Source organism: Priestia sp. YIM B13551 (assembly GCF_042787905.1).
GTDB lineage: Bacteria > Bacillota > Bacilli > Bacillales > Bacillaceae_H > Priestia.
Genome location: NZ_JBHZOX010000006.1, coordinates 214,730 through 240,856 on the forward strand (window position 1 = coordinate 214,730; position 26,127 = coordinate 240,856).

27 protein-coding genes are annotated in these 26,127 nt (G+C 35.8%); 22 read left to right on the plus strand and 5 right to left on the minus strand.

Going from position 1 to position 26,127, the window contains the following annotated elements; all coding sequences use genetic code 11:
* The first annotated feature begins 225 nt into the window (after positions 1-225).
* The 3 genes from ACFX4N_RS24630 (at position 226) to ACFX4N_RS24640 (ending at position 3,252) form a co-directional block, all read left to right on the plus strand.
* Positions 226-948 (plus strand): hypothetical protein, encoded by a 723-nt coding sequence (locus ACFX4N_RS24630; protein ID WP_377263135.1) that lies wholly within the window; start codon positions 226-228, stop codon positions 946-948.
* A 103-nt stretch (positions 949-1,051) separates the two neighbouring features.
* A complete protein-coding gene (locus ACFX4N_RS24635) occupies positions 1,052-2,053 on the plus strand; it encodes a hypothetical protein (RefSeq protein WP_377263137.1) in 1,002 nt (333 codons plus the stop codon).
* A 26-nt stretch (positions 2,054-2,079) separates the two neighbouring features.
* Positions 2,080-3,252, plus strand: coding sequence for a DnaB-like helicase C-terminal domain-containing protein (locus ACFX4N_RS24640; RefSeq protein ID WP_377263139.1), 1,173 nt, complete (start codon positions 2,080-2,082; stop codon positions 3,250-3,252).
* A gap of 77 nt (positions 3,253-3,329) precedes the next feature.
* Here the strand turns inward: ACFX4N_RS24640 and ACFX4N_RS24645 are convergent, their stop codons facing one another.
* Positions 3,330-4,484, minus strand: coding sequence for a hypothetical protein (locus ACFX4N_RS24645; protein ID WP_377263141.1), 1,155 nt, complete (start codon positions 4,482-4,484; stop codon positions 3,330-3,332).
* Between the two features lie 201 nt (positions 4,485-4,685).
* Between ACFX4N_RS24645 and ACFX4N_RS24650 the strand changes: the two genes are divergently transcribed.
* Positions 4,686-4,934 (plus strand): hypothetical protein, encoded by a 249-nt coding sequence (locus ACFX4N_RS24650; RefSeq protein ID WP_377263143.1) that lies wholly within the window; start codon positions 4,686-4,688, stop codon positions 4,932-4,934.
* A gap of 39 nt (positions 4,935-4,973) precedes the next feature.
* Here the strand turns inward: ACFX4N_RS24650 and ACFX4N_RS24655 are convergent, their stop codons facing one another.
* Complete coding sequence (locus ACFX4N_RS24655) at positions 4,974-5,921, minus strand: AlbA family DNA-binding domain-containing protein (protein WP_377263145.1); 948 nt, start codon at positions 5,919-5,921, stop codon at positions 4,974-4,976.
* Positions 5,922-6,216: 295 nt separating this feature from the next.
* On the opposite strand from ACFX4N_RS24655, the gene ACFX4N_RS24660 reads away from it, so the two are divergent.
* From ACFX4N_RS24660 to ACFX4N_RS24670, 3 genes are all read left to right on the plus strand, one after another.
* Entirely contained in the window at positions 6,217-7,323 is a 1,107-nt protein-coding gene (locus tag ACFX4N_RS24660; protein ID WP_377263147.1) for a DHH family phosphoesterase, read from the plus strand.
* Between the two features lie 227 nt (positions 7,324-7,550).
* On the plus strand, positions 7,551-8,060 hold the full coding sequence (locus tag ACFX4N_RS24665) for a hypothetical protein (protein ID WP_377263149.1): 510 nt from the start codon (positions 7,551-7,553) through the stop codon (positions 8,058-8,060).
* Positions 8,061-8,152: 92 nt separating this feature from the next.
* A complete protein-coding gene (locus ACFX4N_RS24670; RefSeq protein ID WP_377263151.1) occupies positions 8,153-9,334 on the plus strand; it encodes a NupC/NupG family nucleoside CNT transporter in 1,182 nt (393 codons plus the stop codon).
* Positions 9,335-9,598: 264 nt separating this feature from the next.
* On the opposite strand, the gene ACFX4N_RS24675 is transcribed toward ACFX4N_RS24670, so the two are convergent.
* Positions 9,599-9,868 (minus strand): hypothetical protein, encoded by a 270-nt coding sequence (locus ACFX4N_RS24675; protein ID WP_377263153.1) that lies wholly within the window; start codon positions 9,866-9,868, stop codon positions 9,599-9,601.
* A gap of 239 nt (positions 9,869-10,107) precedes the next feature.
* Here ACFX4N_RS24675 and ACFX4N_RS24680 point away from each other — a divergent pair, with 239 nt between their 5' ends.
* The 8 genes from ACFX4N_RS24680 (at position 10,108) to ACFX4N_RS24715 (ending at position 17,930) form a co-directional block, all read left to right on the plus strand.
* Positions 10,108-10,527, plus strand: a complete 420-nt coding sequence (locus tag ACFX4N_RS24680; RefSeq protein ID WP_377263155.1) for a hypothetical protein — start codon at positions 10,108-10,110, stop codon at positions 10,525-10,527.
* A 36-nt stretch (positions 10,528-10,563) separates the two neighbouring features.
* Positions 10,564-11,562: a hypothetical protein gene (locus ACFX4N_RS24685; RefSeq protein WP_377263157.1), complete on the plus strand. Its 999-nt coding sequence runs from the start codon at positions 10,564-10,566 to the stop codon at positions 11,560-11,562.
* A 98-nt stretch (positions 11,563-11,660) separates the two neighbouring features.
* Positions 11,661-12,554 (plus strand): S8 family peptidase, encoded by an 894-nt coding sequence (locus ACFX4N_RS24690; RefSeq protein ID WP_377263159.1) that lies wholly within the window; start codon positions 11,661-11,663, stop codon positions 12,552-12,554.
* Positions 12,555-12,694: 140 nt separating this feature from the next.
* A complete protein-coding gene (locus ACFX4N_RS24695; RefSeq protein ID WP_377263161.1) occupies positions 12,695-13,150 on the plus strand; it encodes a hypothetical protein in 456 nt (151 codons plus the stop codon).
* Between the two features lie 48 nt (positions 13,151-13,198).
* Complete coding sequence (locus ACFX4N_RS24700) at positions 13,199-13,384, plus strand: hypothetical protein (protein WP_377263163.1); 186 nt, start codon at positions 13,199-13,201, stop codon at positions 13,382-13,384.
* An 18-nt stretch (positions 13,385-13,402) separates the two neighbouring features.
* Positions 13,403-14,440, plus strand: coding sequence for a DUF6094 domain-containing protein (locus ACFX4N_RS24705; RefSeq protein ID WP_377263165.1), 1,038 nt, complete (start codon positions 13,403-13,405; stop codon positions 14,438-14,440).
* 74 nt (positions 14,441-14,514) lie between these two features.
* A complete protein-coding gene (locus ACFX4N_RS24710; RefSeq protein WP_377263167.1) occupies positions 14,515-15,324 on the plus strand; it encodes a hypothetical protein in 810 nt (269 codons plus the stop codon).
* Positions 15,325-15,800: 476 nt separating this feature from the next.
* Positions 15,801-17,930, plus strand: coding sequence for a helicase-related protein (locus ACFX4N_RS24715; RefSeq protein WP_377263169.1), 2,130 nt, complete (start codon positions 15,801-15,803; stop codon positions 17,928-17,930).
* A 17-nt stretch (positions 17,931-17,947) separates the two neighbouring features.
* On the opposite strand, the gene ACFX4N_RS24720 is transcribed toward ACFX4N_RS24715, so the two are convergent.
* Positions 17,948-18,454, minus strand: a complete 507-nt coding sequence (locus ACFX4N_RS24720; RefSeq protein ID WP_377263171.1) for a CBO0543 family protein — start codon at positions 18,452-18,454, stop codon at positions 17,948-17,950.
* Positions 18,455-18,625: 171 nt separating this feature from the next.
* On the opposite strand from ACFX4N_RS24720, the gene ACFX4N_RS24725 reads away from it, so the two are divergent.
* Positions 18,626-19,252, plus strand: coding sequence for an NlpC/P60 family protein (locus tag ACFX4N_RS24725; RefSeq protein ID WP_377263173.1), 627 nt, complete (start codon positions 18,626-18,628; stop codon positions 19,250-19,252).
* 139 nt (positions 19,253-19,391) lie between these two features.
* Positions 19,392-20,042: a sigma factor-like helix-turn-helix DNA-binding protein gene (locus ACFX4N_RS24730; RefSeq protein WP_377263175.1), complete on the plus strand. Its 651-nt coding sequence runs from the start codon at positions 19,392-19,394 to the stop codon at positions 20,040-20,042.
* A gap of 57 nt (positions 20,043-20,099) precedes the next feature.
* Here ACFX4N_RS24730 and ACFX4N_RS24735 read toward each other — a convergent pair whose 3' ends face one another.
* Positions 20,100-20,252: a hypothetical protein gene (locus ACFX4N_RS24735; RefSeq protein WP_377263177.1), complete on the minus strand. Its 153-nt coding sequence runs from the start codon at positions 20,250-20,252 to the stop codon at positions 20,100-20,102.
* A 249-nt stretch (positions 20,253-20,501) separates the two neighbouring features.
* Here ACFX4N_RS24735 and ACFX4N_RS24740 point away from each other — a divergent pair, with 249 nt between their 5' ends.
* From ACFX4N_RS24740 to ACFX4N_RS24760, 5 genes are all read left to right on the plus strand, one after another.
* A complete protein-coding gene (locus ACFX4N_RS24740; RefSeq protein WP_377263179.1) occupies positions 20,502-20,888 on the plus strand; it encodes a helix-turn-helix transcriptional regulator in 387 nt (128 codons plus the stop codon).
* Between the two features lie 98 nt (positions 20,889-20,986).
* The gene (locus ACFX4N_RS24745) at positions 20,987-22,219 is read left to right on the plus strand and encodes a DNA sulfur modification protein DndB (RefSeq protein WP_377263181.1); all 1,233 of its coding nucleotides are present in this window, start codon (positions 20,987-20,989) and stop codon (positions 22,217-22,219) included.
* A 213-nt stretch (positions 22,220-22,432) separates the two neighbouring features.
* Positions 22,433-24,778, plus strand: a complete 2,346-nt coding sequence (locus ACFX4N_RS24750) for a ribonucleoside-diphosphate reductase subunit alpha (protein ID WP_377263211.1) — start codon at positions 22,433-22,435, stop codon at positions 24,776-24,778.
* A 21-nt stretch (positions 24,779-24,799) separates the two neighbouring features.
* The gene (locus ACFX4N_RS24755) at positions 24,800-25,849 is read left to right on the plus strand and encodes a ribonucleotide-diphosphate reductase subunit beta (RefSeq protein WP_377263183.1); all 1,050 of its coding nucleotides are present in this window, start codon (positions 24,800-24,802) and stop codon (positions 25,847-25,849) included.
* An 18-nt stretch (positions 25,850-25,867) separates the two neighbouring features.
* Positions 25,868-26,122 carry a glutaredoxin domain-containing protein gene (locus tag ACFX4N_RS24760; RefSeq protein ID WP_377263184.1) on the plus strand — a complete coding sequence of 85 codons (255 nt, stop codon included), beginning with the start codon at positions 25,868-25,870 and terminating at the stop codon, positions 26,120-26,122.
* Positions 26,123-26,127 lie beyond the last annotated feature (5 nt).

The following is a 26,127-nucleotide window of genomic DNA, read 5'->3' on the forward strand; positions in this document are numbered from 1 at the left end:
CACCTCTCTTACAGGTATAAAAAAACCTTTAGCGCAGCGTTATGTCAAACTCCTGTTTTACCAATTCCTAACTGTTGGCTCCAGTTTTTCATTTGTCGATTTCTTATTGTCTTGACTTTCTAAAACAAAGGGTTATGTTACAAACGCCAATTACATATGAACGATCAGAAGAATTAAGAAGGCTGCCGCCTTTTCTCTTTATGAACGATGAAAGGGGAGAATTAAATGAATAATGAAATGATCGTATTATCGTCTAGGTTTTTACATGAAATCAAAGAGTTCCAAAAGGATGCTCATGGGAAAGTCGATTGTGATCCTAACTATAAAAGAGAAGTTATTAATGACATCGGAGAGATTTTAGCGGGTAAATCTATTACAGCTGCAGAGATTCACAAGCTATTTGATAAAGAAAAAGAGAATCCGCAAAAGGTTCTTTTCTATAAACCAAGTAACGTTTTAGATCAGCATCAAATTAAGTACGTAAGAAGACCTTATATTGATCCTGAAAATTTACTTATGTTAGGCCAATTTTATTTTCATCCAAGATTGCAACTAACACCTCCACCACCAGTGCTGGAGATTGCAGATGATGGAACAATTAAAGCTTCTTATGAAGACCAGCCATTTTACCTGGAGATTGTAGAGAAATTTACAAAGCAAGATTTACTGGCTTATTTCTATACAAAAATGAACGTGACGCCACAGGAGTCAGTAAGAGCTCGTGACATAGGAGCTTTAGAACATCTGCTTAAGTTTTGGGATGTGGATTTTATTCTTTATCTAATTGATGAAGCATTTGCTGTTTCATTGGATAACGGAAAACCAATGCCGAAAAAGCAGCTTGATATTCAGCACTTTGAAGAAGAAGCTTTAGCAGTTTATGAAGCTAGAAAAAATACATGTTTTGAGGAGGGTTTAGACCGTGTTATTTCAAGGGCAACTGCCTAGTTATCATGCTTATCAAAAAGCGCCAGTTATACCAGAACCTAATTTACCAGTATCGGTAGTTGCACCTCAGCCATTCTACATAGAATTTGGGCGGAATAAACCAATGTCTGATGGTGGAAATCTGTTTATTCGTAATGAATACAGAGAAGTAAACTGGATGACTTACAGACAAATGTGTCTGGATTATATCCAGCAATACAAAGACAAAGGTTGGGGATTGTATACAACCGCTTTTCAATATAACAGCACAGATCCTTACGTAGCGGATATTCGTGGAGACTTCTTTTTAGATTTTGATGACGAAGACAATATCAGAAACGCACAAGAAGATGCACTACGTATTATTCAGCATCTGATCCATAGTCCGAATTATAAAATTCCACCTAATATGATTAAGGTGTTTTTTAGTGGAAAAAAAGGTATTCATGTAACGGTACCTTATCAATGCTTCGGTATTGAGTGGCATCCACAACTAGATAAGGTGTATAAAATCATGGCGGAAGAGTTAATGCCTTTTGCACCAAATAAAACACTAGATATGAAAGTGTATGAGCGTCGTAGACTATTCCGTTTACGCGGTAGTCAACATCCTTCAACTGGATCATTTAAGGTTCCAATGGAGTTAAAACTTTTACTAGTTCTAACAGAGCAAGATATTCAGCAGATAAGCAAGGACTCAGAGTATGGATCATGGATTAAATATGACAAGCCACGAGTTATCCTTGAAGCCGCACGCTACTTTAAAGAGGTAGAACAGAAGTTTGTTCAACGATTCAAAAAGGTATTCAGTAATTCTTCAGAAGGGCAATCGTTAGATTTTGAGCCGCCTTGTTATGAAGAAATGTTAGCGGATGGACCAGCAAAAGGTTCTAGAAACCATGTTGCTAGTATGCTGGTAGCTTTTTGGAGACAAAGAGGTATAAGCGAACAAGATGCATGGGATATGTTAGTCGATTGGAATGATGGAAGCTTACCTGAAAGGGAACTTCAAACATTGTTTCGTTCAAACTTCAAGGGTCGTTATATCTATGGCTGCAACACGATTAAACAGTATGCTACTTGTCCTGCTACGTGCAAACAAGACTGTAAATTCTACAAAGAATAAACACCACGATTAAGGAGTTGTAATGAATGTTTGAAGTCCCCGTAACAGAGCAAGATCCATTCGCTTCTGTACAAGCAGGAGATTTATTCTGGCAGACTAAGGAAGAAAAGAAGTCAGAATCCCCGTTTAATGTACTAAATAATCCTCCAGGTGTTGAAAACAATCCAAATGAAATCACACCTGAGCTTATTCGGGAAGTAGCTGGAGAACAGGAACCATTCTTCCGCACTAAGATGCGCCAAACGATTGATGAAGTAGAAGAATATTCATGGAATCGTGGGGAGCTTGGCGGTTTAGATTGGGGATATGAAAGTTTAAATAAAGCCTTTGAAGGATTGAATACCGGCGTTCATTTAGTTGCCGGTCAATCCAACATAGGTAAGTCATCGTTTATGTTGCAGCTTGCATGGCAGGTTTCACAAGCAAACCAAACTCCAACAAAAGAGCGTCCTAGAAAAGCATTTGTCTTATATTTTTCACTAGATGATAGCAATAATGAGTTACTACCACGTTTAGTAGCCATTGATCAACGTATTCCTATTAACGTTGTACGCTTTCCAAAGAAATACCAAGACAATTCAACCTACATGAAAAAACGCGCTGAAGGAGTTATCAAGTTAAAACAATCTGTTGATTTCATCAATATGCAGGACGTAAATAATGGGTCTGATATTGAGTATATTCAAGAAACAATGGAAGCCTATCATGTTGAGTTAATGAAAGTAGATCCGTCATATCAGCTTGTTGTTTTTATTGACAACTTCCATGATATTACGATTGGTGACGAAAAGCTCCGCTCAAAAACAGGTGGAGAAAAATATGATCACATTGCCGATTTATTAACAAAAATTGCAACAAAATATGATTGCCCAATTGTTTGTACAGCAGAGTTTCGTAAGTTAAATGGAAACCGTCGCCCAACAGTGGATGATATTCGCGAGTCAGTAAAAATCTTATACGAAGCAAAAGCGGTACTGCTTTGTTATAACGAAGTCTCTATCCGTGGTCAGCAAGCTACTGTTCACTGGATGAGAGCAGATAATCCAAATAAACAACCAGTCTATGAAGTTCACGTTGGTAAAAATAAATATAGTAGTTTTAAAGGACGTATGTTCTTTGAGTTTATCCCTGAAATGGCTTTCTCAAGAGAGGTAAGCGATGCCGGGGCCCAACGTTACTCACAGATGGTCAATGGGTAGGAGTAACGAATAAAGAACTTTTGCACATGTAAAAAGAGGACTAATCCAAGCCCTCTTTTGGTTTTTATAGTTTTAATTTAAGATTTATTTTTATTCTTTTGATCGCCCAGCCAATTTATTAAGGAAGTTCTTGTTAGTTTTTTTGTTAGATTATAATCATAGAATTCTTCATTACTGGATGGGGTCATAGGCATAAAAGTACCGGAATCTTCTTGAAGTATCATACTTCCATGAGTCAAATTAGAACGTAAATTGTACATTTTTTTTATTATTTTTTGAGGTTCACCTTGCAAATTATCTTCGAGGAATTTCCTTACTTGTTGTGTAGCACCAGCTTTATTTTTACATTCTTTACACTCTGTAAGTTTGGATTTATCAGAGGCCATTGTTTCAATTGCGCTGATAAAAGCTAAAAATGAAGCTGATCTTGAAATGTTTGTTACCTCTCCGGCATGTTTAAACCAATAGGCTGCTCGAAGAAAACGTTCTTGTAACTTAGAATCTAATAAATAAAACCTATTAAACATGGAATTAAACATTTCTGGTAGCTGCACAGAATGATGTGGATATTCTTCTGTACTATAGTAATCTTTTGAAGTGAATTTTACCATTGGCTCTAATCCTTCAGGACTTGTCTCCCAATCAGTTTCAACATCGGATATGTAGAAATTAACTTTTTTTAAGTACTGGTTACTTATGGGCGTATTAAGAAAAAGACTTAAGAGTAATTCTATTTCGTTTCCTTTCTTTATACATCTAGACATCCTAACTGAAGTATTTGGACTATTGTAAAATTTAAATTGTACGCGAAAAGGGTGAAAATACATAAAATGTTCATGAAGCTTTTTTTCCTCGTCACTTAAGGGAAGGATTTGAAAATAATCCCGGCATAAATAAGGATTCTTTACTGGTATACGGCTAAAAATAATCATATTACCTATATGTTTGGTATCTTTTTTTAGATCTCTTTCAATCGTTTTCTTTATTTCTTTTTGATAACCTTTAGGAAATCCAGGGCCTGTTTCAATAGAATAAAGGTTACGTCTTGCTTTTCTAAACTTACATATAAGTGCGTAAGAATCTGTTCCTCGATGACTTTCGTGACAATACATTTTTAATTCATAGGTATCTGATTGTACTGTAAAGGGGAAAGCCTCTTGTAAAACTATTAATATTTCATCCTCATTATGTAATCCAATACCCAACATATTTGTTAAATCAATAGGATTCATTAAGAACCTCCTAGATTATTTTTTTATAAACCATCTTTTTCCTTTATTATACTAGAGTTTATGATGAAATAATAAATATATAGAAGGGAATATAGGGAAATTAATCTTATCCACATTATCATTCTTGCATCATCTTTCTTCTTATCCCCCTGGTATATGGAATAGATCAATTGGCGGAGGGACATGTAGGAGGAACAAACGGTGAGGAAATTTGAACACCTAAAATTATTTATGAAACTATTCGTGAAAGAATTTAAAAATAGAAAACGTCCTTCACTTGCAGTTAAATTTGTCATATTAGCTTATCTAGCGATATATATTGGGAATGGAGCCCTTTTTTATCGAGAAAATTTGATTTCAGGATTATGTTATGGGTTATCATGTGTTCTCTCTATAGTGGCTGGTGTGCTCTTGTTTTATCCAAAAGAAAGCGATAAAGAAGAAAAATAAAAAAGGACTTTTAATAGTCCTTTTTATTTTGATAATGGTTTATTGATTGTGTACTTCATTTAAATCTTTTTTTGAGATTTTACTTATTTTTTGACCATCATATTCTAGGGAAAATAACAGCTCTTGTGGTACCGCTCCCGCTGTTATAATGCGCGCTTTAATATAGTATGTACCTTGAGATTCAGGGAACATCAATACAAGGGGACCATCTGTAACACCGTAGTTAAAACCATTAAGGATTGGTGTAGAGGTTTCACCTGGTGTTAGATGTCTATAAAACCTAGTGGCTTTAATCATCTCATCCTCAACTTTAATATCATAATTTTTATCCCTAGTTAAATTTGAGGTCTGAATAGGTTCTAAATTTAGGTCAATGAACATTTCTACAGTAGTGTATTGAGCAGGAACTAGGGAATCATTAGATAAAAGGAACCTGCAATTAAAACGATCTCCTGCTGATTCATTGTTTTCGATATCAATATCGAAAATTAATTTAGGTCTTTGGTGGCGAGTCATTACGTCCCTAACCTCATAATCTTCCATCATCAGAGTTTGGAAATTGTGTCGTTTATAGTATCTTTTATCAGCCGCCATATGAGGAGCTAAATTACTTTCCGGTACATATATTACGTACATAACATTTGTTGTATGAGATAATTGTATTTCATTAATTCTTACACCTGGTATTCTTCTTTGTATATTAGAATTAATAATTTGCTCAAGCCATTCTTTAGAAATAACTTTAGGATCAACACCACCATCTATTTGCAGTGGAAAACGCTTTTGTTTATCTTCCGGTACACCATAAACTAAAACTCCACCAGTAGCATTAGCAAATGCCGATACATCTTTAGTTAACTCTATTACCTTTTTTGAATCTTTAGAAAGAGCCCCACTTGCTTTATAATCTAGTCCTAAAGTTTCGGTCACTTTATCTTCAATCATCTTTAAAATATCAGATTCTGTCCAATTCCAAGGTTCATTCATAAATTGCACCGCCGTTTTCTGTATTTTTTAACAATTCTAATTATAACTCATGCAACTGACTTTATTAAACAAAAAATAACATTTTTATAGTTAAATATATTTAGGTTTGGGTGTTAGTTTGAACTCTCTTTTTCAGTTGAAAGAATGCTTAGATACAAAAGAGTTTGTGGGGTTATAATTTCTTTGTAACATTTAGACCTATTGACAAATCATCTTCAATAGGTTGTGTTAGCTAGGTTGAATTCTTAAATGGATTCAGCCTTTTTTATTGAGATGAAACGGGAGGGTAATATACATGTTTAAAAAACTACAATCACTACAAGATAAATTCGTTCGTCACTTTTCACATAATGATTTAGATGGATTTGCTCCACAAATTCTATCAGAACTTTCTACTTTTGATTTCGGTACATATATTCACTGTGGGTATGATAACTTTGAAGCTAAACTAGAAGAAACAATTGCTGAATTTGAAAAAGAAGATAAAAAGACATATGAAGAGAAAGCGATTCTTATCACGGATATCTCACCAAATACAGAATCGGTGAAACTACTTGAACGTCTTAATGCGTTATTTGAAGCGGGTGTTACAGTAGTATTACTTGACCACCATGATACTGCTAAACCAATTGCAGAAAAATATCCTAAATGGGCACTAATTGAAAAAGAATTAGATGGTCAATTAACATGTGCGACTGAACTGTACTACCTTTATTTAAAAGAGAAAGATGCTTTTGGATTCCCTTTTGACGAATCAAAATATCTAGCTAATTTTGTAGAGCAAGTACGATCATACGACACATGGGATTGGTCGCGAACAGGAAATGTATTTGCAAAAGAATTGAATTCTGTTTTATATGCAGTGGGTTCAACTCAATTTATTGATATTCAAATTGAAAAGATTGCAAATAAAGTCGGTGATTCAAACGCTGATACATATGGTTTCGATCATGTAGAAGCAACTCTTGTGGAAGTAGAAAATAAACGAGAAGAAAAATACATTCAATCTCGTCAAAAAAACCTTATTGAATCTACTTGGAAAGTAGCGGATAAGGATTATAAAGTAGGAGTAGTTTTTGCGGATCAGTTTCATTCAACTTTAGGTAATGAATTGAGTAAAGCAAACGCACACTTAGATTTCATCGCTATTCTTGATATGAATTCTGGAAAAGGAAGCTTACGTACAATTAGTACTAACGTTCACCTTGGTGAAATTGCGAAGGCTATGGCCGGCGGTGGAGGACATCCAATGGCTGCTGGATTCCAATTCAGTACATCGAATGTAATTACTTCAATTGAAGAGGTATTAGATGTAAGAGAATCTAATGTTGAGGCTGCAAGTAAAAACACTGTAACAATTCCTATTAAACGTCCTAGAATTAAATCAAAAAAGGCTAAATAAAATCGTTTAGCATGAGCACCGTTATTAAGTCGAGAGACAGTATTGTAGAAGATTGTGAGGAACACGAGGAATAGTTTATATATAAGATGTAGCGTTCATCATATACGATATCTATCCTCCTATGTGTTTGTTATGTTATTTCTCCTTCTTACTTCTTTCTCTCTCTTCTTGGGGGTCCCTGATAAGGGACTCCTCTTTTTTTTGAATAGGAAAGGTGGTTGTGCTAAATGAAAATCGGAGACATTGTTGTAGTAATTGGTAATAGTTCTATATCAAAACTTATCCAAAAAACTGTTGATTCAAAATGGACGCATGTTTCGCTGTATATAGGCGGCGGATATTTTTTAGAGATTGATTGGAACACAAAGGCTTCACTTGTAAAAGATCCGTATACGTTCGGTGAATTAGATTATGTTGTGTTAAGAAGCAAAGAACGCTTAACAAAAAATCAACAGCTTAGTATCACTTCTGTTGCATGTCGATACAACAAGACCGGCAATAAGTACGATTGGCTTTTACTACTAGCTCTATACCTTAAGACAAAATGGCCTCGTTGGAAGTTCTTAAAGCGATTAAACGAAAAAAATTCTTATGTATGCACTGAATTAGTCAGTAAAGTAATGGAGGAAGTTGGAGTAGATTTATTCCCTGGTCATGATGGTATTATTTATCCTCATGATTTTCTCACATGTGACAAGCTGCAACCTGTTTTGTTTGCAAAGAACAAGGTGAGCTAATTAAATATTTTTGCTGGAGCGGTTGACAAGGTATTGTTAACTGCTTATTTTATGTCAGAAATAACAAATAAACAGCAAAAGGAGTTTCACCCATGACAGGTATTTTAATCGGTATTTTAGGTATCGTTCTTACGTTTGCAGTGGCAATCTTACTTTCAAACGATAAGAAGAATATCAACTATCGTGCAGTAGTGATCCTATTTGTACTACAGTTGATTATTACAGCTTTCATGCTGAACACTAAAATTGGAGGAATCATTTTAACCGCTATTTCTAAAGGTTTCTCTAAACTAATGACTTTCGGAACGGATGGTATCAACTTTGTAGTTGGTGGTTTAGTTCCAGAAGGTAAATCTGTTTTTGTGATTAGTGTATTACTACTAATCGTCTTCACTTCAACTATTCTTAGTATCTTAAACTATATTCGAATCCTACCATTATTAATTAAATATGTAGGCGGATTTGTTTCTAAGATTACAGGAGTTCCACGCGTATTATCTTTTAGCACAGTAGCTTCTTCAGTGTTCGGAGATACAGGTGCTTTATTAGCAATCAAAAATCATATCCCTTCATTCAATAGAAATCAGTTATTTGTAGCTACAACAGCGTCTATGACAAGCGTAAGTGCTTCAATCGTAGCTTCTTATATGCAAATGGTTCCGGCTGAGTATGTATTAATCGCTTTACCTTTAAACGTATTAAGTGGATTAATCCTTTCTACAATCGTGGCACCAGTCCAAGAAGACCATGCCGAAATTGACATCAATGACATGGTGAAAGAAAAAACATTCTTCGAAGCAGTTGGAAACGGCGCTATCGATGGATTAAAAGTAGCAGCTATTGTTTCTGCTATGTTAATCGCTTATGTTGGTTTACTTTCTATGGTTAACTGGGGCGTTGCAGGTCTTACAGGTATGAAGATCGAAACAATCTTAGGTTACATCTTATCTCCAGTTGCATGGGTAATGGGTGTTCCTTGGGATGAAGCAGTTAAAGCAGGAAGTGTAATGGCTACAAAAATCGTGGCTAATGAATTCGTTGCTATGCTTGGTTTCGGTACAATCATGGGAACATTATCTGCTAAAACAGTAGGTATCGTATCTACATTCTTAATTAGCTTTGCTAACTTTTCTTCTATTGGAATTATCCAAGGAACAGTACAAAGCTTTTCACAAGAACAAGGCGCAAGTGTTGCAAAGTTTGGCCTTAAAATGCTTCTAGTAGCAACATTAGCTTCTGTATTATCAGCAACTATCGTAGGCTTGTTCCTATGACAAACCTTCTGATACACCTTCTTTATTTTGTTGGTGGAGTAGTAATAGGTGGTTCAATCGGGACCGTTATCATGTCGATACTTGTTGCTTCTAAGTCGTAAATAGTAAATAATAAGTATTATTCATTTATGAAATATAAAGGTGACTGAAATGGAAGATGAACAAGAAAAAGAAGAAAAGGTTCATCCTATATTAAGAATTATAGATATAATCATGGACTATATTTTCTTTTGGATGTAAGACGAGATTAAAATCTCGTCTTTTTTATTTGCCACTTTTCAAAGCCTTGTCCATTCCATCTTTACAGCCCAGACCGTAGCCCGTATCATAAGCTAACTTCATTACCTCAAGTTCTTCTGCTGTTAACTCTCTGTCTAATCGATCTTCAACATAGTTTGTTGTAGTAACAACCATATCACCTGTGGGTCTCATATCAAAGTAATTGTGAAATAAATACTCTAAGAATAAGATTCTCTCTCCATTTTCCATATTGTTCATTAAGTCAGCCATCTGTTCCGCATTTATTTTAGCCAAAGCAACATACCTCCTAAAAGTTCTTAAAAACCAACGTAAAATTATTTTCACGGTATTGACTATTCTATTCTACCAAAAACACTAACTATCCTTCACCCATAGTGGCGCATGGCGAAGTTAAGTATTCCTAAGTGTAGTTCTTGTTTTTTATTTAGCTAGTACTTGATAAACGTTAAAATAAACCAATTATGCTACTATATACTTATAATTCTACTTTGTAATTAGGATGGAGATCTATTATGGATAAAAAAACATTAGCATTATCTTTAACTGAACAACAAATGAAGGAAAAACAAAAAAGATATATAGAGATTCACCAGGAAGCAAGACGTGTTCCCGAATTTGAAGAGGAAAGATTCTTCTTAGACGATGATCCGGATGTTGTAATTCCAGAATTCGAAAGCATGAGGGATGGTAGCCTAGAAGAACTGGTTATTAAAACACGACTAGAGCAACGTCCTTGCACTACATATTACGAATTGATGAATAGACATTTAGAGGATTTAAAAAAGATACGTAAAGAAGAGCATTTATTATCGGATGCTCTTATGCAAGATTGGCATTCCATTCAAGTGACAGTATCTACAGCTAAAAAAGGAAGACAGTTTGACTACAATGACTTTAAAAATAAATTCGATAAAATCAAATCAAAATTATAAGTCTCCATTATTTTAAAATGAAAGAGGAATCTGAAATTGAGCAATAAAATGGAATATGTTTTTATAACATGCCCTCATAACATAGAATTACCAGAGGGTGTAAATGAGGAAATTACATTATTTGAAGATGTGAAAATCTCTAAAGATAACCTGCCTTTAGAGGACTTGCTACATGACCCAGAAGTGATGAATTATATTGGAAGTCATACCGTTCAAACCTTCGAAAAAAATATATGTGCATATGCAGTGAATGAAATAGTAATTGACGAGCTTCCTGCAATAGAAAGAGGTGTAGCGCGATTACTTACTCTTCATTATTTAAGACAAATCCAATATTTCACCCATGAACTATGGAAGGTTAAAGATCACAATATATATGTACGAGATGGTTTTCTTCTTTATAGTCTCGATGGTTTTCATAAGTTTAAATTTTATAAGAGCTCTTTAGCGGAAGTATATAGCTATGCTGATAATCGAAAAGAAACGTCTTTAATGACTTTAGATGATATGAATAGGGTATCACTCGGTTTTAAACCGGGAGAAATATCTGAAGACAATAATATTGAAGTTTCGTATGGTACTTCAGCTAAGTCTCATTATTTCTTTAAAGCGACAGGAAGTACAAGAATGACGAGAGCAGCCTACTTTGTTAATCAGGCCAGGTCGTGTGACATTATGCTAACGAAAATCTTACACTACTCAAATGCGTTAGAATGTCTATTTACGATTGGCCACGCAGAGATAAGTCATAAAATCTCGGAAAGAGTGGCATTAATGCTTGGTTCAACTGAGCAAGCTAGGATAGATCTTTATAATCTCGTCAAAAACACGTATAAGCACAGATCTACTTTAGTTCATGGTCAACACTTTAAAGGCACAGAGGAGACTTTGAACTTAGCTGCTATTTCTGTACAATTGGATAGCCTTTTAAGACATTTAATTCAAATAGATGATCCAATCTTTCATGCTTCAGATAAAGAAATGGAAGAGTACTTTACTAACTTATTGCTTAAGGATCGAGTACCGATAGCTTAAAAGTGTATAGTAGTTGGGAGACATGAGAACATAACATTGAGACCCCTTTAATCAAATGGTTACGTTTGCGAACGAACATGCTTAAAGGGGGTTTTTTGATGGAATTTAAGATTCAATCTGAAGTGCTAGAGGTTCAATCCACTTCACCGAAACAAGTCATTGACTGGGGTGTAAGTGTTGTACAAGCTCCTCAAATCTGGTCACTAACAAAAGGTGAAGGGATTAAAGTAGCTGTATTAGATACAGGTATTGATCCTAAGCATCCAGATTTAGCGCCAAACATCAAAAAAGGTATTAACTTCACTACTACAAATTCCTCTGACTTTACAGATCGTCAAGGACACGGAAGCCATTGTGCAGGTATTATTGCTGCTTGTGACAATCTGGTGGGTGTCGTTGGTGTGGCTCCTCGCGCAGAACTATACATCGCTAAAGTATTAGGTGATGATGGTACAGGTTCAATCGATGCTATTATCAAAGGTATTGATTGGGCTATTGCACAAGATGTAGATGTTATTTCTATGAGTCTAGGTTGTGCTGCTGATCCTGGTCGTGCTTTCCACGATGCATTTAAACGTGCTCATGCTGCAGGTATTGTTATCGTTGCCGCTACTGGTAATGAGAACACTCATGTTGGATGGCCAGCGGTTTATGAAGAGACAATTGCTGTAGGTGCAGTAGACCAAACATTTGGGCGCGCTGATTTTTCAAACTTCGGTAATGAAGTTGATATTGCCGCTCCTGGTGTGGATATTTATAGCACATACAAAAATGGCGGTTATGCAAAGCTTAGCGGAACTAGTATGGCTACTCCAATGGTAGCGGGTGTTATCACTCTTGTTTTATCTTACGCTCGTAAAACTGGACAAGAAGTAACTCCTGAACAAATCATGCAATTGATTGAGCAACGTTCTGTAGACCTTGGAATAGTTGGAGATGATGACAGCTTCGGTAACGGACTTGTTAACATTTTTAAATTAATCAAAGGCTAAAATGTAAGCTAATCACTAAGTCACCTTAAGGGTGGCTTTTTATTTTACGAAATATAAAGGGTTTTAAACATCTTATAAAGTATATTCATTGATATCAGCATAATATTGGCTTAATAGAAAGAGGTGTTAGGGTGGATACAATGAAAGAAGAAATTTATATAACAAAAAGTGAATTGCAAAATAATAATGAATTAGCTTTGAAATTTGGGACTCGCTATATCCTTGTAGATAGAATTGAGGATGATGTAATAGAAAAAAGTCGTTTCCTTCAATGTTCTTTTACTGTACTAGGCTTTAATAAACTAAGACTATTTTTATCGATTGAAGGTTCACCTACATATCATGAAGGTTTGTTTACCCTGTATGCCATTTATGAATCAATGGAAGAGGTAGTTGAGAAAGAGTCAATATATGAAATTGAATCTGCAATAGGTTTACCACAACATCATGAAATGACTATTCAAGTATTAGAAGAGATACAGGGGTCAAATGGAAGTGAATTATTAAAAAAAATTGAGAAACATCGCGATAGACTCACAACCCTAGTTAAACACCATTTACTTAATAGAGCTATATCAAAGGATTCTACATTTTAAGTCACCTTTATGGTGGCTTTTTATTTTGCCTAAAAGGAGAGATATTTCATGTACAAAGTAACTATAGAAACTCTTGGATTTAATCCAATAAAAATAAAAACAGAAACAGTCCGATATACAGGTGAATTCGAAGGTTCTTTAGGTGAAGCTATTGAAAGCGCAAAAGATTTTTATTCATCAGAATTAGGCACAGATATAGAAGAAATAAAAATAGTAGATATTCAAAAAATTTAATTTAAGGGGAGATAAATTATGGCACGTATAGCATCACAATCAAAAGGCGGATATTACCCTACACCAATGGAGGAAATTGAATTAATCTTACCGCATCTTAAAATACAGAATACTGAAGAAGCGAGAATTGTAAACGTATATGATCCATGTTGTGGAGAGGGAGAAGCGTTGAAACTTATGTCTCAAGCTATTCAAAATGAGTCAGAAGCAGAGGTTGTCACATATGGAGTGGAATTAGAAAAAGGAAGAGCGGAGGTAGCGACTAATACTTTAGATCATGTTCTTTGTGAAGGTTATGAATTGGTTCGTACACAGAATAAGTTCGGTGCAATGTGGTTGAACCCACCATACGATATTCTATTTAAAGAACGTACAGAGCTTAGATTCTTAAGAACACTTACTAGTAAATCTAAAAATGTACTACAACAAAACGGACTACTTATGTTTTGTATTCCTCAGTATGTATTGAAGAATTGTGCAATGATTCTAAGCAGCCGCTTTAGAGATGTAAAAGTATATCGATTCACAGATGCAAACTATCCAGTTTATAAACAAGTGGTTGTGTTCGGACGTTTTCTTAAGCCAAATGCAAAAGAAAAGAAAGAAACCAATGCTATGTTAAAAGAATTAGCGCAAGTAGATCCAAAGGAGATTCCAACTTTGGAGGAAATCAATGAAGTATTTACGATTCCTGCAAATGAAGAATCGATTGAGATTTTCCGTGCTGGCACATTAAACATAGAAGAACTAGTAAAAGACTTAGAGTTTTCACCAGTGTTGGATGAATTTAATAAACAGGTATCCTCTAAGAAGAGTCGAGCTATTATGAAACGTCCTATTCTTCCATTGAAATCAACTCATGCAGGGGTTGCTGTTGCTTCTGGAGCCATTGGAGGAAATCTCGGTAATCATATCGTTACAGGTGTTACAAAACCTAAGACAAGTACTCAACCTATGTTTGACGATAGTGGCAAACAGTATGGAGAAAAGAGAACGATGTATTATACCTCAGCGGTTAGAGTATTTACACCTGCAGGTATACATGAACTTAACTAAATGACAGGTAATTTACGAAAAGGAGAGAGAAGAAAATGAATGAATTAAATAAAGATAAAATCCTATTGCAATCCGTGGAGCGTAATTTCCACGGTACTTTGCATTTTGTAATATACGAAAGAAGTCACAATAGAAACCCACATACAATCATTGCAGCGTCTTATGTAGGTAATCCAGAATCAGCAGTTGCTATTTCTGCAGGGATTATTGAGGGCAGACCAGTAACTCTTAATGGAAAAGAATACGGACGTAACCACGATCCGTACAAAAGACTGGAGCGTAAAATCGGCCTTGGAGATGTAGTTCATTCAATGGTGTACAATTCAGCCGCTACAATTGCAGGAGTATTCGAAGGAGATAAAGAGGATTCAGATACGTATAGTTATATCATTGCTCCTGACGGGAATGTTGAAAAAGCTGTAGTTAATCAAATTATGTCTCGTTTCGGTCTTCCTCCTGAATGGGAGAATCAATACTATCCTATGTTTAAGCACCTACTTACACCTCTTGATGTTGTAAGTAGTCAAGAATTAAATAAAATGTGGCCCAACATTGTAGGGGTTCGACTAAATACATCTGAAGCACAGGTTCTTAAAATTGTTGAAGCTGGATTGAAGAGTGGGTTTTTAACTATTCCTCATTCTGATGTTCAAGGTGTTTTTGATCCTTCATGGACTATGAAAGAGTACATGATGAACAATAATACAGCAATGGCTAGAAAATTAGATGAAATGAAGCCTAGACATACATTAGAAGATAAATTAGATTCAGCCATCGCAACAATGAGTCGTACTCCGTTCCCTGCACAAGCACATATGATTCAAGCTATTGTAAATGCATTTGATGAAGAAGAGAGTGTATTTGGTTCATCAGATATGGGTTAACCAACTGGTTAAGGAGAAAGAAAACTCTTACCTGTAGCCCATGTAAAATCGGGTGAATTGCTGGAAACCTTAAAGCCGTAAAGGATGAGGGGAAAACTGGGTGGTACCCTGACCTCGATGAAATAGGTAATCAGCAGCCAAGTGCCATAGGGATATGGTAAAGGTTCAACGACTAGGTTCATACCACTAGAACAGTGATGAAGAGCCCACGAGTGCCCGACGTGATGAAGGTCTCACCAACTGGAGCGATGATATAGTCTGGTCCTTCAAGAGATTGAAGTGAGGGGGTTAAATTCCCCTTCTATAACATAACGACAGGAAAGTCGATTCAAAGTATTGGCGTTGCTCATGTTCTTCATGAACGTCGTAAACGTAATGGAGCAAAAAAAGGAACCGCTGTTTTACTTTCAGCACCAGGTATCACATTAAGTAAGTGGAAGAATAAAGAGATCCTTGCAACTCTTCCTCATGCTAAGGTGGAAATTATCCGTAATTTTAAGGATGTTCTTAAGCTGTATAAGAAGTATCGTGACGGATATCGAGTACCTGCAGGAGAGATTCATTTTACTTTGGTAGGAATTGATAAAGCCAAAATGGGTCCAGAACCATACTATGCTGGCACTTGGAGACGGAAAAATGGAGCAAAAGATGAATATTGCTGGCATTGCCCTGATTGTGGTCAGCCTTTAAAGAAAAAGGTAGATAGCACATGGATAGACCTTACTTGGAGTAGCGTTGCTGAAGGGAAAGCTCCAGAGATTGATGTCCTCCATGAAGCGATGGCGAATAAAGAACTTTTACCAAATGGATTACCAAAAGGCTATAAGGTGAAATGGAAAAGTGTAAGAAAGCATATGAAGTGTTGCTATCGTGATGATGTGAATGGGTATCTACCTGAAGGTTCTAAACCTTGTGGTACAAAAATGTATCGTTCTGCAGTTAAGAGCAGAGGTGAAACAAGAAATAACCCAAGAGTAAACATTAGTCGTATCCTTAAACGATTTAATGGGCTATTTGATTTATATATATGCGATGAAGTTCACAAATCGAAGGGAGCTGGTTCGGGACGTGGCGATGCATTTGCCGCTATGGTTAAGGCCGCTAAACGCAATCTTCTGTTAACAGGTACATTAGTTAATGGTAAATCTTCTTCTATTAAAGAATTATTGTGGAGAACAGATGCTAAGTCTCTTCTCGAACATGGCTTTAGTCATCAAACAGGTGATGTAGATTGGGCTAAAAAATACGGGAAGTTAGAGCAGGTTATTAAAATTGCAGAAGAGGAAAAGCAAGGCATTGTTACTCGTCAAAGTAGAAGAGCGTCTCAACCTGTAGAAAGCCCTGGTATTGCTCCTCATATGACAGCGGAGTTTTTACTTCACAAAGCAGGCTTCTTAGAGTTAGGAGATATGGGTTTACCATTAGTAGAGCTTAAAGAAATTCCTGTCTTTGTAAGTATGGACCAGGAACATGCATCTGAATATAATCACTTCCACCAGAAACTTTATCAGAAGTGTGCTCAACTCTCTGCCATCGGCGTGAAAGGCGCATGGTCTAAATTTACTCCTGCTACAATTATGTATGCGGATCGTCCAGATTTAGGTGCTTTCGTGAAATTTGATGATGAAACCATTGCAGCTCCACGTATTGAAGGATTCCATGCTAAAGAACTTAAGATGGTTGAGTTAGTTAAGAAGGAATTAGCTGAGGATAGAGGTTGTGTTATTTACAACAACTATACAGGTCAATACCGTATGAATCAGCGTACAAAAGAAGTATTAGCCGCTCATGGTATTGAAGCGGTTATTTTGGATGAACCAAATACAGATAAACGTGCTGAAGTCATTCAAAAACTAGAGGACGAAGGTAGAAAAGTTGTTATTACGAATATGAAACTGGTTGAAGTTGGACTGGATCTTTTATACTGGCCAACAATTATTAATAATCAAATGTCATATGAAGTATCTGTATTCCGTCAATCAAACCGTCGTAACTGGAGAATTGGGCAAGAGAAAGAGTGTCGTTGTTATATTCTTGTTTATGATGGCTCACAGCAAATGTCTCAATTCCTAAGTGTTATGAGTGGACGAGGACATGCCATGTTAACAGAGGGTCGGTTAGATAGATCAGAACTAGCGGAGTTCTCTCGTGATGGTCAGTCTTCATTAGCTTCTGACTTAGCAGCTTGCTTTGCTGATTCAAATGTAGCAGATGCTTGGACTAAGTTAGCGGCTAAAGATTTAGAATCAATTGAAACAGTAGCGGAAGCAGACTTTAAGAAAGTAATTGAAGCTCGTATGAAGGCATTAGCAAATGAAACACGTCGTCTTTGTGGTGTACCTGTTGTCGGTGAACATGAGCCAGTTGAAGCAACAGCATTCCCAAGTTCTTCTCATGCTCAAGTAAGTGAAGTATCTATTTGGGGTAACTTAACCGGATGGGAAAACGAAGACTTATTTGGAACGTTAACTGGTTGGGAAACATCAGGTAACCCATTTGAAACTGAACAATTAGATATGTTCGTCTTTGAAGAAGCGTTACCAGTTGAGTTTCCACCTATAAAGCAGGAGGAGAATACAAGAACTCTTTTTCTGGTAGGAGCATAGGTTAAAGTTTATTGTTCCTACTGTTCCTGCTGCTGTTCCTGCTTTTCTGCTTTCATTTTAATAGCTGCAATAAGTGCTCGGCTGGATAATGATTTTAAATTCAAAGAAATAAAGCTATGGTACCATTTCCATCCTTTTTGCCATTTAATTAAATCTGTATTCTTTTCTGCCCATAGCTCAACAAAGAATATTGAAGAAACTCCTAGTAGAGTTTTGGATAAAATCTTTAATGGGTTATCATTTTTAGTCCAAGTATAAAGGAATAAAGAAAATGCAGGATAAAATAGAACATCAAATACAAAGTTGAATTTGAAATCCTTTGCAAGTAAGCGTACTGGATATTTCAGAATCCTACGGTTAACTAAAAATCTATCTGCAATACTATTCGTATATCCATTAATGGCAAATATTAGTATGGAATCTTTTATGTTGTTTTTTCTAAATAAAAACGGCAAACTGACTAGAAAAACACCACTTAATATTCGTAAGAAGTACTTTTCGAATTTATCTGGTCTATTTCGCATTTGTATAATCTCCTTTCTCGTTTATTTAGTTAGTATTTACGGTTGTGTTTTTAACATGCGGGGTATTAGCTTTTTCCTTTGTCATGCAAATGTAACAAAATAAACCATGACAAAATTTACTTAAATGGTTACATTCGTTCGGTATCAAAAACTGAATAGGAGTGTTGTCCATTGAAGAAAAAGCTAGTACCTATCATAATGGCTTTGGGAGTTTTTATCCCGACTCAGGCATTTGCCGCAACGGGAGATAGCATTATCAAGACAGGCGAGAAGTACCTTGGGCAGCCTTATTCATACGGAGCATCAATTGGTGACCTATCGAAATTCGATTGTTCATCATTCACAGCTCAGGTGTTTAAGGAGAATGGCATCACATTACCGCGTGCTAGTCGTGATCAAGCGAAATCTGGAACCGCTGTTTCTGCAAGTAATTTGCAAAAAGGGGATTTGGTATTTTATGACACTGATTACGATGGAGTTGTAAACCATGTAGGAATTTATGCAGGTTCAAATAAGATGATTAATGCTGCTTCATCTAAAGGAGTATCTTATGCGGACACAAGTAATTCGTATTGGAAACCGCGTTATGTATCCGCTCGAAGAGTTCTGTCAACGAAACAACCAACTGTTCAGACAACAAATACGAGCACAGCTAAAACAACTTATACAGTTGTTAAGGGCGACTCATTATGGAAGATTAGCAAGAAATACGGAACAACTGTTGCTAAGCTAAAATCAGCTAACAACCTTAAATCCGACTTGATCCGTATCGGTCAGAAACTTGTTATTCCGAAGTAAGAAAAGGGGGCGTTGAGCCCTCTTTTTATACATAAGTTATGGTATAATATTAGTAGGATTTACCCCTTTACTTTTCTTATGAAAAGCTTACGATAACTCAGTCAACAATAGATTTGTAAGGTAGAAAGGTGATTAATTAGTGGCTAATCAATATACAAATGCTTGGACTCCGAAAGAGATCGAATTTTTAGAAACGAGCATAGGTACTATGTCATTTAATGCTATTGCAAATAAACTTGGTAAAACGCCTAGTGCAGTTTCCAGACAAGCAGACAAGTTGGGTATTAGTAATACAAAACTTGCAAGTGGTTTAATTACGATGCATGAATTAGCACAGTGCTTATGTACTTATGACAAAAAGATAAAGCGTCTTATAGATAATGAAGGTCTTCCAGGTAAGAGAAGAGACTTTCGTATAAGAAAAGCTCTGGATGGTAAAGGCAACCGAAGAAATGAGAAACGTCTCTTGTACTATATTGATGTAGAAGAGTTTTGGAAATGGGCAGAAGACCATAAAGATGCGTTCAACTGGTATCCAGTTCCGAAAAACGTTTTAATTCCTGAGCCTGAATGGGTAGATGAACGTAGAAAAGAAGACTATTACAAATGGAATGAAGTTAATTTCTCTTGGACAGATGAGAAAAACGAGCAACTATGGCGCTTGTTTTATGAAGAAGGTTTAAAACAAAAGGAAATTGCAGAACGTTTAGGCTGCACATACAATGCATTACGAAAACAACTATTCCGTTTGCGTGATAAAAAGAAGAAAGAAAAGGCAAAAGTTGTTTAAAGAGGGGCTTGGAAAAGGGAACTTTTTCAGTGCCCTCTTTTTTATTGTTACTCTTTGTTACTGATTATCAAAGTCGATTTGTTGTCCATTTCTACCACGCGGGTCCGGTGCATTTTGCTTTTGGACACTATCTTCTTTTGGGTTACGATCATTTTTATAGGATGCGTTTCCAGTTTTCTCCCCATTAAAAATCACATCGTCATTCTTCATGGTGAATCACCTCCATTTACATAATATAAATAGAAAATCAGAAAATATACACTTCGCATTTAGTGAGAGATATTTAAACGGACATTAATTCTATAAAAACCATGTTCCAAATTTTCAACAGTTATAAAAACTCACGCTCTCTAAGCGGATTCTAGATTAAGCTACTCCCATTTGTATTTAAAACGTAGTATAATTACCCTATTAAATGAATGGAACACTATTCTTTTCTTTCAAAAGGGGTTGTTTTAAATGAGTAAATACGAGAATAGAGGTTTTTTATTAAAGCAAAGAGCTTTTTTGAAGTTATATATGTACCAAATTATTATGGAACAGAAGCGATACGGACAAGAGTATTTACATAAGTTAAGAAAAGAATTTGAACCTTTTGGTTACAGTCCTACACATTCTGAAATGTATAAAGTATTACACGAGTTAACAAGAGAAAAATTAGTAACAAGAGAAAAGAGAATTAAGGGAGAACCTGGTGTAGATTTTCAAGAGGTTATTTTTTATGAACTAACTGACAAAGGTAAAGAAGAATATGACCTGTTTAAGAAACAAATGAAGGTAGAGCTAGAAAGAAACAAAGCTTTATTAGAAAAAGCATTAAGAGATCATTATGCTCCTTTAAAGTAAGTTGAAGTGTTGATGAAAGATTTTCATCTAGGAGGATTTATTACCATAGATGGTGAATAGAGTAATCAACTACTGTGACTTAAGGGGGATATCTTCAGATGTTTAAAGACAAAAAGCTAGATGAAGTTGAGGTAATGGTGAAAAAGAAGAGGGAGCATGAGCTAAAAACTTCTTATATGGCGGAGATTAGCGCTATTCGAGGGAATCAATTTGGCAAAGCTATATATTCTAGTCTTCTTCCTTTTCGAGATCTAGTTAAGTTTTTGAGTGTCTTTCCAGATGTTCAAAGACAATTAAATAAAAGTAAAGTGAGAAGTATAAAAAGCTATACTCTTTCTGGATTGGAGCTTATCAAGGAAGGGAAAAAAGCTATGAGATTCTTCCCTGGTATTACATGTACAGCAAGAGGAAACATTTTTTATAATGAAGCAACTAATAAAATTGCAATTAATACAAAAGAGTCTGAATTTTCAGTTAATGATGGACAACATCGCTGGTTCGGAATAGATGCTGCTATTACGCAATTATCTGAAGGAATTGAATATATAACGGATGTTAAATTAAAAACTGAAGCAAGACAAACGCTGATTCAGCTAGAAAATATGACAATTCCTATTACCATCTTTAGTGATTTATCTGAAGAAGAAGAATCCCAATTGTTCACAGACTCAAATAATCTTGCGACTCGTCCCTCAAGATCCGCTACGATTCGTCTAGCACAAACAGATCTCTTCTCTAAAATGGCGAGAGAGGTTTCAGAAGAGAATAGATACTTTAAGCATTACGGTGTTGAATACGATAAGATGTCAATTAAGGGCTCAAATAAAAATACAATATTACTTACAACTATCTATAGTAGTGTGAAAGAAATGTTCTGGGAAATTAATAAGCGTAAAAGCGAAATCACTCCTGATTCGTATGAAAAGCATAAAAAGATTGCGGATAAAACATTTGACCAAATCTTTTTAGCTCTACCACCAGATATCAATACTAAGGATAAGTATTTAATTGAAAAAAGTTATGCCCTAAGAGCTATATGTAAGTTCGTTAACCATTGTCGTTATCTAACAGATATGGATGAAGATCTAATTTTTGAAACAATAGGTAAGATAAATTGGAAACAAGATTATTCATATTGGAAAAAATATCGAGCAACTGAAACAAAAACAGGTAAGCTTGTGTTTAGTGGTAGCGGAGATCATGCTAAAGCCGCTATTTTTGAAGCTCTAATAGATAATTTACCAAAGAAATATCAAAACATTGATAAGAAAGAACAAATGACAATAGAAGACATTGCGAAGAAGGAAGTAGCTGCAACTGTTCAATCATAAGTAGTGAATGAAGACCGAGGATTTTATCCTTGGTCTTTTTTGTTTTGTCTAAAAAAATTCAATATATGGGCATCGAGTCGAAAAAAAAGAGCATATCTCGAATTGACTTTTGAAAATCTAATGGTTTTATTAACAATTGTATTCGAAACGGATGAGCTACAAGATGTAGTTCTTTATCGAAAAATTATGATTACTCTTGCTGTTTACATAGCAATGACAATAAAAAAATATAAGGGAGGAATAAACTTGGCAATCGACACAACTACGACTGTACAAGACGTTATTAAACAACGAGCACAAGAAGTGTTAGCAAGCTATCCACAATTAGATGCTCAAAGATTCAATGATGCTGTTGAAGATTATTTAGAAAGTAGACCAAATCTTTCACTTAGAGAGGCTTCTGATCAAGCAATTCTTCGTGCATTAGATGAATTAGATATTGAAGATGGCCGTCCAAATTGGACATATGTAGCTAATGCTTTATTTGTTGAGCAATTATATACAGAGGCTGCTGAGACTCGTAGATACGATGTTAAAGAACTATATGGTTCGTTATATACACTTATTCAAAAGTTAGTAGAAGAAAGCATTTACCATACAAATATTTTAGAAGATTACACTGAAGAGGAGATTAACACTCTTCAAGGACTTATTGTGCCTGAACGTGATAAAGCTTTCACTTATATTGGTCTTCGTACATTAGCTGACCGCTATATGGCTAAATCTAAAAACAAATTCACTTGTGAGTTACCTCAAGAACGTTTCATGCTTATTGCAATGGCGCTTATGCGTTTAGAAGATAAAGCTCAGCGTTTAGCACTTGTTCAAGAAGCATATGAAGTATTATCAAAACGTTATATGGCTGTAGCAACTCCTACTCTTTCTAATGCAGGAAAAAGCTATGGACAGTTCTCTTCTTGCTTTATCGATACAGTAGCAGATGATTTACGTTGTATCTATGATTCTAACTCTGACATTGCTGACCTTTCTAAAAATGGCGGCGGGATTGGTCTTTATTTAGGTCACATTCGTAGTCGTGGTTCGGATATCAAGGGCTTCCCTGGTGTTTCTCAAGGTGTACTTCCTTGGATGAAACAATTAAACAATACTGCTGTTGCAGTTGACCAATTAGGCTTACGACAAGGCGCTATTTGCGTTTATCTTGATACATGGCATAAAGATATCTTTACGTTCTTAGACGCGAAATTAAACAACGGTGACGAGCGTAAACGTACACATGACTTATTCATGGGTGTAACAATTCCTGATATCTTCATGGAGACTGTAGAAGATCGTGGAGATTGGTATATTTTTGACCCTCATACAATTCGTAAAGTACTAGGCTTCAGCTTAGAAGATTCATACGATGAAGAGGAAGGTAAAGGTTCTTTCCGTAACAATTATGCAAAAGTAGTTGAAGCAGCGGAAAGTGGACTACTTGGAGAAAAAGGATTGTTATGGGACTGTGTTCCGGCAATTGACATCATGAAGCGAATTATGATTTCCCAACTAGAAACTGGTTCTCCATTTATGTTCTACCGTGATGAAGTTAACCGTAAAAATGCAAACAAACATAAAGGTATGATCTACTGTTCAAATCTTTGTACAGAAATCACTCAAAACCAAAGCCCAACGGTTACTGAAGAAGTTCGTACAGAAGATGGCAAAATCATCATCACAAAGATTCCTGGTGACTTTGTAGTATGTAACTTAAGCTCTATTAACCTTGGAGAAGTTTATAAACGTGAACGTGAAAACTTCTTCCCTGCATTACGTGCTTTAATTCGTATTCAAGTGAGAATGTTGGACAACGTTATTGATTTAAATAACATTCCAGTACCGCAAGCGCAAACGACTAACAATAACTACCGCGCGGTGGGATTAGGTACATTCGGATGGCATCATCTTCTTGCTTTAAACGGAATCATGTGGGATTCAGAAGAAGCAGTTGAATATGCAGATACAGTATATGAGTTCATCGCTCATGCTTCAATTGAGGCTTCAATGGAATTAGCTAAAGAAAAAGGTACTTACCCTTACTTCGCTGGTTCTGAATTTGAAACAGGTAAATACTTTGAGCGTCGTGAATATATCGGAGAAAATGCTCAAGAGTCAGACCTTGATTGGGATGGATTAGCGGCTGAAGTAGCGGTTAATGGTGTTCGTAATGCTTACATCATGGCTGTTGCTCCTAATGCAAGTACATCTATCATTGCAGGATCTACAGCTAGTATCGATCCGATTTTCCGTAAAATGTATGCAGAAGAGAAGCGTGACTACAAGATTCCTGTTACAGCACCGGATTTAAGCCCTGCTACAACATGGTTCTATCAATCTGCTTACCTTGTGGACCAACTTCAAAGTATTAAGCAAAACTCTCGTCGTCAGCGCCATATTGACCAGGCTGTTAGCTTCAATTTCTATGTGCCAAACGACATCCGTGCGGCTGAGTTATTGAACCTTCACTTACAAGCATGGAAAGCTAAATTTAAAACAACTTACTACGTTCGTTCAACTTCACAAGCTGTAATCGACGATTGTGAATCTTGTCATTCGTAATATCATCAGGGAGGAAACATCATGACTACGGAATTAAAAACAAGAACTATTATGGATAAAACGGCACCTAACCGTTCAACAGGTATCGTAAATGGGGAATCTTCAAACGTATTAAACTGGGATGACGTCCGCTTTAGCTGGGCGTTCCCTAAATATAAAAAGATGTTAGCTAACTTTTGGACGCCATTCGAAATCAATATGGGGAAAGATATTCAACAATTCCCTACGCTATCAGCAGATGAACAAGAGACGTTCAAAAAGATTATTGGTCTTCTAGCTTTATTAGATAGCATTCAAACTGATTACGCAGCTAAAATGGCTGACTATATCACAGATTCTAGTATCAATGCTTTAATGGTTATCCTTGCTCAACAAGAAGTAGTTCATAACCATTCTTACTCTTATGTACTATCAAGCCTTGTACCAAAGAAAGTACAAGATGAAGTATTCGAGTATTGGAAAACAGAACCGAAGTTAATTGCACGAAATGAGTTCGTGACAAAAGGCTACCAAGAGTTCTCTGAAAATCCAAGCATTGAAAACATGCTTAAGTCAATCATTTTTGACGTTATCTTAGAGGGGTTATTCTTCTACAGTGGTTTTGCCTTCTTCTACAATCTTGCTCGTAACCGTAAGATGGTAGGTACATCTACTATGATTAACTACATCAATCGTGATGAACAGTTACACGTTGGCTTATTCGAGAAGATTTTTAAAGAAGTATTAAATGAGAATCCTCAGTATGATACTCCTGAACTTAAAGAGTATGCAATTGAGACATTCCGTAAAGCAGCGGAACTTGAAATCGAATGGGGTGAAGAAATCATTGGTTCAAAAATTACAGGTCTTACAATGAGAGAAGTTAGTGATTATATCAAATTCATGGCTAATAATCGTTGTAATCAAATGGGATTCGGTAAACGTGCAGTGTTCCCTGATGGACCAACTACGAATCCGCTACGTTGGATTAAAGCGTATGAAGACGTTGATTTAGGTAAAACGGATTTCTTTGAACAAAAACCCCGTCAATATACAAAAACAAATGACAGTAACGGATTTGACGATCTATAAGAAAAGGAGGTAATAAACATGGAAATTCTTAAATTTTATCAACCACGATGCACAACTTGTGTTCCAGTATCAAATTTCTTAGATGCCCAAGGCGTAGAAGTTACATCTTATAATGTAATGGAAAAAGAAGGCGCTGAAAAAGCAACGGAATTAAACATTGGTTATGGTGTGCCGGTTGTTATTCTTCTTGATGGTGATAAGGAAATTAAACGTACTTACAAATACAATGAAGAAGAATTAGAAGAGATTGTGTCTCTTTATAAAGCCGCTTAATAAAT